This window comes from Francisella noatunensis subsp. noatunensis, assembly GCF_009823375.1.
Lineage (GTDB): Bacteria > Pseudomonadota > Gammaproteobacteria > Francisellales > Francisellaceae > Francisella > Francisella noatunensis.
Map to the genome: position 1 here is coordinate 1 of NZ_WBSX01000063.1, position 10041 is coordinate 10041.

Consider the following 10041-nt stretch of genomic DNA (forward strand, 5'->3'; position numbering starts at 1 on the left):
TAACTCACAAAGCAATTTACAACTTAATAAGCAAGTTAAAGCTTAGACACTTATTATTTTTCAAAGCTAGACAATATAAATACAAAAAAGAAGGTGACTCTAAACAAGTTAAGATAAAGGATAGAGCTAGCAGATTTACTATTTTAGCCAAGTCTATAGATAGAACAGCTAATTCAATCAATAGAATATTGTACAAAGTATCTAATGGTCATAAAATATTAACAGCTACATTTGATAATGGTAAAGAGTTTGCTAAACATAAGAAGCTAACTAGCAAGACTGGCATCAAAGTATTCTTTGCTGATCCATACAGTCCTTGGCAAAGAGGTACTAATGAAAACATGAATAGGTATATCAGACAATTTATACCTAAAGGTACTAACTTTAACAATATATCTCATCAATACATTAGAAAGTTACAGATAGACTTGAATAATAGACCTAAGAAATGTTTAAATTACTTGACACCTAATGAAGTACATTTTGGTATCTCTATAAACATTGAGAATACAATCTAGCACAAACTTATTATGACAAAAGAGTATAATGGTAAGTAAATCTTATTATTGATATTGGACATGGATAAACAGCAAATAATTACTGCTACACAAAATTGGGTCAAAACATTTGTTGTTGGTATGAATCTTTGCCCATTTGCTAAGCGTGAAGTTGTTAAAAATAGAGTTCGTTATTTTGTCTCAGAAGCAACAAATACAGAGCAATTATTAGCAGAAGTACAGACAGAACTAGAGCTATTAGAGAGTGACACGAATATTGAGACAACTTTAGTTATTCATCCGTATATTTTACAAGACTTCTACGACTATAATGACTTTCTATATGATACAGATAACTTTTTGATTGATATGTCATTAGAAGGAGTTTATCAGATAGCAAGTTTTCATCCTGACTATCAGTTTGAAGGTGGAGACTTAAATGATGTTGAGAATTATACAAACCGTTCGCCTTATCCGATGTTGCACTTGATTCGTGAAGAGTCTCTTGAGAGAGCAATAGCAAATTATCCAAACCCTGATGATATTCCCCAAAGAAATATCGATTTAATGAATAAGCTAGGATTAGATAAAGTTAAAGCTTTGTTGAAATCATGTTTTGATATTTAAGGCTAAAAGTCCGCTGGCTAATTAACTTATAATTACTGATTTTTATACCAATATTTGTCTAATAATATAATCGTCCAATGACTCAGATATTATGTTAAGAGCTCTTTCACCAACCTCAATCAACAGTAGTATAAATAATGCGATAAAGATTCCTAAAGCTCTATATGCACCATCAGAGAAACTAAAAAACTCTAGTTTTGTCGGGAAACAGACTATCATAAATGCTCTATTTGCTTGCTCATAAGCATATCCATACAATGGATGTTGTAATGCAAAGTACGTAAAGATTGTTGAGAAAATTATAAATAATGGAAATATAATAATTGGTAAATAGCTTGATATTACAATACAAGCAATACCGCATGATACTCCTAGTAAACATCCAAAGAATCTTCGATGAAATACAAGGACAGTTTTATTTATCTCAACTCCGGATATAATTACGATAGTTATAATCATATTGATTGAGCCACCGGGAACGTTTACAAACATCCAAAACAGTACAGCCAAACTCATTGCAATAAATATTCTAGTTGTATTTAATAGAGCGTCTTTATTTGATAGTGGTGGTGTTGGTGAGAAGCTTTTTCCTTTTTTTATTGGTAATATAAGCACAAATATTAAGGAGCATAAAGCACCAACAATATTGGTGAGTATTCGATACTCTGTTAAATAAAAAGCATTGGTAGGCTCTACGATACAGCCAGCCCCTATAAAAGATATATGTATGCCGATGAACAGTAGAAAATAGCCCTCTTGAGGATAGATTTTTGAAAAAAATAAGAATATAGCTCCTACTATAAAAATAATAAGTATGCCTACAAATGAAAATTCAACAAAAAGTATACTTAAGTATAAACCTATAATAGAACCAATAATTGTACCAATAGCTCTTCTACACGACTTATAGATAGTAAGAGAGGATCCTGTTGAGAATATTACGATAGCAGCTGTAGCAGCCCAAAAAGGATAATCAAAATTTAGAGCATCATTAATAATAATTGCTATCACACCACATATAGAAATCGCTATAGATATTAGCAATATCTCTAGAGATTCTTCTTTTTTGATATCATAGAACTTAGAACCATACATGGACATCTCCACCAAGTCTAAATTCTTTTGTATCTTTAGATAAAACTTCTATACGTACAGGAAATCTATAATCCAATCTAACCCAGTCTATATTTCTTTCAATATGATAGAGAGCAGAGAAATTATTATATTCAGGTCTTGTGATTCCTTTTTCGATATTAACTATTTTACCTGTATATTTCTTAAATCCTGTTAGGCTTGTAGTCATACTAATAGTCTGGCCAACAGATAAGTATCTAATATTACTCTCTTTGACATTTGCCACAACATACCATTTATGAGTATCAACGATAGAAAATAAATCTTCTCCTTTATTAATGAAATCGCCTTTTTGTAATATAAAGTTTGAAATATATCCATTTGTTGTGGCTTTGATGGAACATCTACTCAAAGAGTACTCTTTTTGATCAATCTTTGATTGAGTTATTTTCTCATCAGATAAAAGATCATTTTGTCTGATTTTTAAGTTATCTACATTCTGGCATGCTTTGACAAATTGAGACTCACTAGATATTAGGTTTTTTTCAGCTAAGTCTTTTTGTTGATCAGATACGGCACCATCTTTTATTAGAAGTTTATATCTCTCAAAATTTCTTTTCTCAACAATTAGACTTTTTCTAGCTAAATCTCTTTGCTTTTCAGCAAGTTTTATTTTTATGGCAATATCTTTAAATTCTAGAGCTATCTTTTTATCTTGAGACTGTAGTATATTGAGCTCTTTTGTTATGTATCTGCAATCTAGTTCAAATAATGTATCCCCCTTGTTTACATATGATCCTTTTTTGATGTATATCTTCTGAACTTGCCCATTTTCTACACTATTTACTCTGGTAAAGTTGGCATATAAATAAGCATCTCTTTCGAAGCTAGCATCAAAGTATAAAAAAATACATATAAGAAAAATAATAATAAATAATATTATTACAGCAGCCATTAGTTTGGATATTTTCATCGTAAAAACTCTTTTACTTAATTTTGATTGAGCTACAACAACTTGAAGTGCAAATCTTATGAAGAATTATAGTTTGTTATATGGCTAATCCTTCTTTAAGAGTATTTAGCAGAGCAGAAGATCTAATAGAATCTCCGTTACTATCATATTTGATCATAATCTTTGTGATATTTTTGGATATTATGTGGATGATTATTTCTAGTTGATCACTATGATTCTTATTATTTATAGCTGTTATAGTTGCTTTGTCATTAGTTTGACTATTTTCTACTAAATCGTAAGCATGACCATTCCCATCATAAGTAATACCTGCCTTGATACTATTGATTGTCACCTGATAGACTTTGTCAAAACTATAATTAAGTTCTGCAATGTAGTATCCATTTTCATACTGAGCCATAAACCAATTAGTGAAGCCACCTAAACCAAGGTCAGATGTGTAACCAGCCATAGCAAGATAAAGATTAGCTGATTCTAGTTCATAATTAAATTGGTCATTTAAAGCATCAAGTAATTTTTGTGATAGCATAGTATTTTCCTTATTTTTTATCGTTCTATTACAGTTTAAATGTTTTTGAAATCATCTGCAAATTATATAGCTAGATTGTATTCTGAAAGTTTTAAATAGTTGAAAGAGAGTTCCAAATATAGTTTATTAGGTTTTGACGAAACTAAAATAAACGATAAGGAACTAAAAAATGCCAAAGCACTTAACTCTTTCAACTATTTAAAACTTTCAGAATACAATCTAGCATTGCCATTTCAAGACTGATTGTAGGACTATTCGTACTTACAAGAATTAAGCCTGCTGTTTATATTATGATAAGTTCATTTATTACCCTAATAGGATTTATAATATTCTTGATTGCTGAGAGTCTTTATGGGTTTATATTAGGTGGTGTAGTGTTAGGATTTGGATGTGCGGCGATGCTCCCTACACTTCTAGGCTATGGTATAAATAATGCTAATTACTCAAGTCCTAAAGTATCTTCTTTCTTGATAATGTCAGGCTCCATCGGCGCTTCAATCTGCTTGTTTATTTCTGGATTCTTAGGTCAACATATAGACAAACAGGTTCCCATTATACTTGGACCAATTTTATGTGTGATTATTATAGTTATAATTTTTATGGTACATATAAGAAAGTCTACTTCTCAACAAAATAGAACGTAAAAGGTTTCTCTTGAGGTTTTATTTTATCTGTTAATTGTACATTTTGGCAAGTCTTATATATCACAGTATAGCCAAGTGTTTTAATATCATTATCTATATAACCATATTCACCACCACAGCCAGGGAAAACCATAACCATAGAGCATTTAGAGCTTAACTTGTACCACTCTCTTACAAAGTTAGGATGCTTACTCATAAATGCTGTCAGATAAAGTCCATAATCCCAGCTTCCTGATGCATACTCTGGGTAAGCTAAGTGATTATCTTTAATTAAATTATCGGCTACTACGGCAATACCATTGCCAATGTTGTTATGCTCTATCTTATTATTTGTGAAGGTACTAATATTAAATGCAATAAAATAAATTAAATTCACAACTAAACTAAATACCGCTATCTTGTATAGAGAAATATTAGTAGCTTTTAGTCTAAATAATATATATATAGCTGGAATAAATAATGCTGTAGCACACACTAACCACTCTGTTGGTAATGCTCCATTAAACATCTCCAATAAACAAAAGATTATATATGGCGTTACTCCTATATAAACTATAGCTTTTTGGTTATTGGATAATTTAGAGTAGACTCTTATTATATTTTTTCTAAAAGCTAAATATAGGAGAATAACTATAGCAACAGCAAAATTAAGTAGCTGAAATATACTATCAAATAAGCCATTAAATATATTAAAAAGCATACTAGAATTAGGCTCAGCAACTCTAGCTGCCGCATAATGTATAGTGATAAAGTTAAGCTCATACAAAGAAACCATACCTGGTATTAGTAATACAAAACCAAATATAGCTGATAACAAAATATTCTTAGTGTAACAAGCTTTATAATTAAATATTAAATACTCCAGCATTGCTACTGCTACTATAGCTATTTGAAACTTAGCATACACTGCTAAAGCAACTATTAAAGCAGTTAAAAGCCAATAGATAGTTCTATTAGAATCTATAGCTTTTATAAAAAAATAAGCACTTGCTGTCCAAAATGGTAGCAGTATTATATTTTGATTATATTGAGGAAAAAATTCTCCCATATAAAAAAAGCTTAATAATGATAGTAAGGTAACAAAGATAGCTTCTTTATGCTCAAAATATAGCCTCATTATCTTGTATATATATAGCCATGTAACAACTATACAAATAGATGTTGCCAGTAGATTCGCTAATAATGGCGAAAAAAGTAAAACAAATGGCTTGAGGAATAGTGCTCCTAAACCTGGATGCTTATCATACATTAAACTTGGATGCATACCCCACATAATATTTTCTACAGTATCAGGAGAAATACTATAAGGCGAATGAATCAAGAGAGTTAGCCCATCCCATATCAAAAGATACAAAACGACAAAAAGAGCCAGAGGAAATATTTTTTTCATTTAGAGATTTTATTTAACAAATATTTTTGTAAGAGTATACAGATGTTTTTGATACAATTTAAGGATTGATTTAACAAAAACAATATATTGATATGCTTAGTATCATACAAAGAGTAAACTGCGCAAATGTAGTAGTTGATTGTCAAAAAGTTGCTGATATAAATAAAGGTATCTTAGCACTAGTGTGTGTTGAGAAAGAAGACACTCATCAAAACTTCGAAAAAATGACTGATAAAATCATCAAGTATCGTATATTTGAAGATGAGGCAGGCAAGATGAACTTATCTCTAGCAGATATTGATGGAGAGATAATTCTTGTACCACAATTTACACTTGCTGCTGATACAAAGAAAGGTAATAGGCCAAGCTTTAGTAGTGGTTGTCCTCCTGAAATAGCAAAAGAAAAATTCAAAGAGTTTGTAGATATATTCAAGAATAAATATGATAAAGTCCAAACAGGAATATTTGGTGCTGATATGAAAGTGTCTTTGACAAATGATGGTCCTGTAACTTTTACTTTTAAGGTATAAATATGCAAAAAAGAATTTGTATAATTGGTGGTAGTGGTGAAATGGGTCAGATGACTCAAAATATCTTTAGTAAATTCCTACCTGAGTATGCACTAACTATTTTTGATGAAAGTGATTGGCAAACTCCCGAGCAAAAACTTGCTAATCAAGACATTGTTATATTATCTGTACCAATATATTTAACTGATGAAATTATCAAAAAAACAATACCCTATCTTTCTGAAGGCACTATATTAGCTGACTATACTAGTATCAAAAAAGAACCTTTAGATAGTATGTTAGCTAATTATGATGGCCCTGTGGTGGGGCTACATCCCATATTTGGTCCAACTATTAGCTCTCCCGACAATCAAGTAATTGTAGTATGTGATGGTAAACAGCAAGATAAGTATCAATACTTTATCGATGATCTAGCAAAAATTGGCTTTAGTATTGAAAAAATGACTGCCGAAGAGCATGATGAAGCTATGACTTTTATCCAAGGTATTGAGCATTTTAGTGTCTACTGTCTAGGTCTATTTCTTAAGCACAAAAATGTTGATATTCAAAAAATGCTAAAGCTAGCAACCCTGTATATAAAATGGAACTAAATATTATTGGTAGACTTTTTAGCCAAGGTCCAGGCTTATATGCTGATATTATTATGTCAGATAAGCAAAGACAGCAAACTATCGCCGAATTTGCTGAATTTGTAAACTCTAGTGCTGAAAAAGTATCTGATGGTGATAAACAAACATTTATCGAGAACTTCAAATCAGTTAAAAAATGGATGGGAGATTTTGCCCCGCAATCATATAAAAATACAGATAAGCTACTGCTTAAAAAGAAAGGTTATGAATAAGTATTCAGAGCACCATATATAATAGGTATCTGCCAAATTAGTAACCCTAAGATCAATACTCCTCTCATAGCATTTTTTCTAGTTAAATTCTTAGATGTCAAAAACTCCCAAGTATGGATAACTGCCGATAGAGTAAAAAAGGTTAAGCAACATAATAGTACAGTAGCATCAGCATAGATTCCCCATTGCATATACCAAACAAAACTAGCAACTAAAGCTACAGATAAATTATTAACACCAGATTGTAGTTGGTAAGGTCGATTTGTTTGCCTACCTAAAGATTTCGCTGATTGTTTACTAAAAAATATTCCCTCTAATCCAGAGAGTCCAGATAGTGATATAACAATAATCAATGTATTATAGTGCAGTAGCTCTATAGAGTTTTGGTTAAATAAAAAGGAGACCACAAAGCCACCAACAACTATTATACCAATCATTGTAAACTCTATAATTTTTGAAATCATAAATTAAAAGCCAAACTTCCTGACAATCTCTTTTACTAGCTTTTTACCTCTAATAGGATTAAACATTATAGAGCTTAAAGATAAATGGTCTGCTCCAGCTTCGATATATTTTTTAGCATCTTCAAGAGTATAAATACCGCCTCCACCAATTATAGTAATACTATCACCAAATTCTTCTTTAGCTTTCTTGATAGCCGGCAAACTGTATTCATGTAAGGGATAACCTGAGATACCGCCCTTATCTGTAGGGATAGTATTACACAAATGAAAAGTTGTAATCCCTACGACAAGATACTCTCTAATCTTAGCATTATGATTTACAGTTGGTGGCATTTTGATACTGATATTTTTACCAGTAAATATCGGAGCTAGCTCAGCAGGGAAGTCAACAATACTAGCATTAGGACAACCTATATTTATCTCAATATTTTTATGATTGGCAAACTTTGGTAACTTTAAAGTCTCTGCAAAACTATGCCAGTCTGACATCTCTAATGCCGCCAAAGATATAATATCTTGCGACCTTTTCGGTGGCTTTGCATTTGCTAACCCTGGGTTACGCAAACCAATCTTATTACGCCAAGCGTTTTTATCTATTTTACGGATAGTTTTGAGAGCTTGTTTGATAAGTCCCCAGCGTCTATTAACTGTAAAAGAACCATAAACATTAGAGGTTTCGGTAAATTTAAGATATTTGCCAAACGGTGGCGAGATTATTATTCTTTTAAGATCTTGATTTTGCATCTTAACACTCAAACTCTTTTAGCTTTTCAACAATATCATCAGCACGAAGTAGAGGTCTACCCACGATAATGTAGTCAACGCCTAGCTCTTTAGCTTTTTTAGGTGTCAAAGCATTAAAATGATCATCACTTAAGTCACTCTCAAGTCTCACACCTGGTACATATAACTTGATTTTATCCCCAAATTTTACTCTAACATCTGCAACTAAATGTGGATGACATATAAAGTTTTCCACACCTAAATCCACACGTCTCTCAAATTTAGCTAGGCTATCTGCCTTATCAAAATTAGCATCACTACTAAGAGTAATCACAGCTAATGGTATTGCTTGAGTATCTGCTGTAAGTGCAGCTTTGACCATTTCATCACTAGCAGTACCATGAAATGTGAAATATTTAAAGTTTGGAATTGCTTTTGAATAATTTTCAATTGCGGTTTTAACTGTATTAGGAATATCGTGTAACTTAAAATCCAAAAAAATATCTTTATCGCCAACTAGTTGATGAATTTCTTTAAAGGATAGCGTTGAACACAGGATATGACCAATTTTAACACAGTCAACATACTTTGAAACAGTGGCTGTTTTCTCTAAATCAGACTTAGAGATACCATCTGCTGAGAACATTATTTTCATTAAGTTTCTCAAATGATTAATCGATGTTGAAACTATATATTAGTTTAATTTATGGAGATAGTAAACTATATTTTTAGCTTCTCATTTTGATCTATGTCAAATTATGGTAACTGTGTCTAATAGTCTTTGGTTGATTTAGTTTTTTCCAATTTTTAATTTTATATTTTTGAAAAATTTTTAACTCAAGATCTAACTTACTTTTTATAAAATCCTTAAAATTATGTATTATTAGATTATATAGATAATTATTTTTATCTATATATCTCATTATAGAAGCATAAAAGGTAGGTTTATTATGGCTTTAAAAGTGGTTATTTCTCATAAAACTCAATATAAGTATGATAAGAAAGTTTCATTATCTCCGCATATAATAAGATTAAGACCTGCTCCTCATAGCAGAACACCTATACAATCTAGCATATAAAACTTTTAGTGCCTGATATGGCAAATAATCTAGAAGCAAATATGGTTTTAATATTTCATCCGAATAACGAAAGTAAAACTATTATGGGGATTAGTGATTTTAATTTTAATGGAGATCACAAGGTTGCAAGAGTCTAGATACATATATAGATGGTGAGAGTTTTGGTAAGCCTGTTATAGTTTCTAAATCTGATGAGTCAATGTATATCATAACGTATGAACCAAATAAACTTCATAGATATGAATATCAAAAAGGCTTTGGTAGTTTTGTTAGCTTAGATTTTGGTTCTAATGGTTTAGAAAAAGAATTTAATTTTGAAGATAATGATAATCCTAGTATTGTAGTAGGACTTCCTAAGAAAAAAAAGAATAAACCTAAAAGACTTGGTGAAGATAAAAGTAAGAATAAGGATACAGAAGATGAAGATGATAATGGTATTCAACTTGTAATACCTAAGTTTGGTTATCTATTTGTATTTACTCCAGATAAGGTTATGCAACTTAATTATGATTTTGATGTACTTCAAGAAGTTGATTTAGGACCGAGTTATTGTCAAATCTAGTGTATGGGAATTAAGCGGCATAATTTTTATCCTGTTTTATTTTGTCAACTTCATGCTCAGAAATGCCATCAATAAAAGTTACATTATTTAGCATTTCATTAATTCTCT

Annotated in this window: 12 protein-coding genes and 3 pseudogenes; 8 read left to right on the forward strand and 7 right to left on the reverse strand. The window is 30.9% G+C overall.

Annotated elements, in window-relative coordinates:
* Together F8C69_RS06250 and F8C69_RS06255 are read left to right on the forward strand one after the other, a co-directional pair.
* On the forward strand, window positions 1–518 hold a 518-nt coding region (locus F8C69_RS06250), incomplete at its 5' end, for an IS30 family transposase (RefSeq protein WP_159184599.1).
* 60 nt (window positions 519–578) lie between these two features.
* Window positions 579–1124: a DUF1415 domain-containing protein gene (locus F8C69_RS06255; RefSeq protein ID WP_159184600.1), complete on the forward strand. Its 546-nt coding sequence runs from the start codon at window positions 579–581 to the stop codon at window positions 1122–1124.
* A 42-nt stretch (window positions 1125–1166) separates the two neighbouring features.
* On the opposite strand, the gene F8C69_RS06260 is transcribed toward F8C69_RS06255, so the two are convergent.
* The 3 genes from F8C69_RS06260 to F8C69_RS06270 form a co-directional block, all read right to left on the reverse strand.
* Window positions 1167–2219, reverse strand: coding sequence for an FUSC family protein (locus F8C69_RS06260; RefSeq protein ID WP_192189637.1), 1053 nt, complete (start codon window positions 2217–2219; stop codon window positions 1167–1169).
* Window positions 2206–3171: an HlyD family secretion protein gene (locus F8C69_RS06265; RefSeq protein WP_159184601.1), complete on the reverse strand. Its 966-nt coding sequence runs from the start codon at window positions 3169–3171 to the stop codon at window positions 2206–2208. Before F8C69_RS06265 ends, F8C69_RS06260 begins: the two co-directional genes overlap by 14 nt.
* 76 nt (window positions 3172–3247) lie before the next feature.
* Entirely contained in the window at window positions 3248–3700 is a 453-nt protein-coding gene (locus tag F8C69_RS06270) for a DUF3568 family protein (RefSeq protein ID WP_159184602.1), read from the reverse strand.
* 224 nt (window positions 3701–3924) lie between these two features.
* Here F8C69_RS06270 and F8C69_RS06275 point away from each other — a divergent pair.
* A pseudogene (locus F8C69_RS06275) lies at window positions 3925–4344 on the forward strand (MFS transporter); the annotation flags it as partial.
* Here the strand turns inward: F8C69_RS06275 and F8C69_RS06280 are convergent.
* Window positions 4319–5734 carry a glycosyltransferase family 39 protein gene (locus F8C69_RS06280; protein WP_159184603.1) on the reverse strand — a complete coding sequence of 472 codons (1416 nt, stop codon included), beginning with the start codon at window positions 5732–5734 and terminating at the stop codon, window positions 4319–4321. The pseudogene F8C69_RS06275 and the gene F8C69_RS06280 sit on opposite strands and share 26 nt — an antisense overlap.
* 92 nt (window positions 5735–5826) lie before the next feature.
* Between F8C69_RS06280 and dtd the strand changes: the two genes are divergently transcribed.
* Genes dtd through F8C69_RS10635 form a run of 3 tightly spaced genes read left to right on the forward strand, consistent with a single transcriptional unit; the run spans window position 5827 to window position 7105 of the window.
* Window positions 5827–6264 carry a D-aminoacyl-tRNA deacylase gene (gene dtd, locus F8C69_RS06285; protein ID WP_159184604.1) on the forward strand — a complete coding sequence of 146 codons (438 nt, stop codon included), beginning with the start codon at window positions 5827–5829 and terminating at the stop codon, window positions 6262–6264.
* Window positions 6265–6266: 2 nt separating this feature from the next.
* Window positions 6267–6854 (forward strand): prephenate dehydrogenase/arogenate dehydrogenase family protein, encoded by a 588-nt coding sequence (locus F8C69_RS06290; RefSeq protein ID WP_234384288.1) that lies wholly within the window; start codon window positions 6267–6269, stop codon window positions 6852–6854.
* Window positions 6845–7105 (forward strand): hypothetical protein, encoded by a 261-nt coding sequence (locus tag F8C69_RS10635; protein ID WP_234384287.1) that lies wholly within the window; start codon window positions 6845–6847, stop codon window positions 7103–7105. The genes F8C69_RS06290 and F8C69_RS10635 overlap by 10 nt, the downstream gene beginning before the upstream one ends.
* Here F8C69_RS10635 and F8C69_RS06295 read toward each other — a convergent pair.
* The 3 genes from F8C69_RS06295 to pyrF are packed head-to-tail and all read right to left on the reverse strand — an operon-like array spanning window position 7096 to window position 8947.
* Window positions 7096–7569, reverse strand: a complete 474-nt coding sequence (locus tag F8C69_RS06295; protein WP_201751483.1) for a DUF6790 family protein — start codon at window positions 7567–7569, stop codon at window positions 7096–7098. The genes F8C69_RS10635 and F8C69_RS06295 overlap by 10 nt on opposite strands.
* 3 nt (window positions 7570–7572) lie before the next feature.
* Window positions 7573–8313, reverse strand: a complete 741-nt coding sequence (locus F8C69_RS06300) for a HisA/HisF-related TIM barrel protein (RefSeq protein WP_159184605.1) — start codon at window positions 8311–8313, stop codon at window positions 7573–7575.
* 1 nt (window position 8314) lies between these two features.
* The gene (gene pyrF / locus F8C69_RS06305) at window positions 8315–8947 is read right to left on the reverse strand and encodes an orotidine-5'-phosphate decarboxylase (RefSeq protein WP_192189636.1); all 633 of its coding nucleotides are present in this window, start codon (window positions 8945–8947) and stop codon (window positions 8315–8317) included.
* A gap of 295 nt (window positions 8948–9242) precedes the next feature.
* Here pyrF and F8C69_RS06310 point away from each other — a divergent pair.
* Window positions 9243–9362: pseudogene (locus F8C69_RS06310) on the forward strand (transglutaminase N-terminal domain-containing protein); the annotation flags it as partial.
* A gap of 5 nt (window positions 9363–9367) precedes the next feature.
* A pseudogene (locus F8C69_RS06315) lies at window positions 9368–9930 on the forward strand (hypothetical protein); the annotation flags it as partial.
* Window positions 9931–10041: the final 111 nt, after the last annotated feature.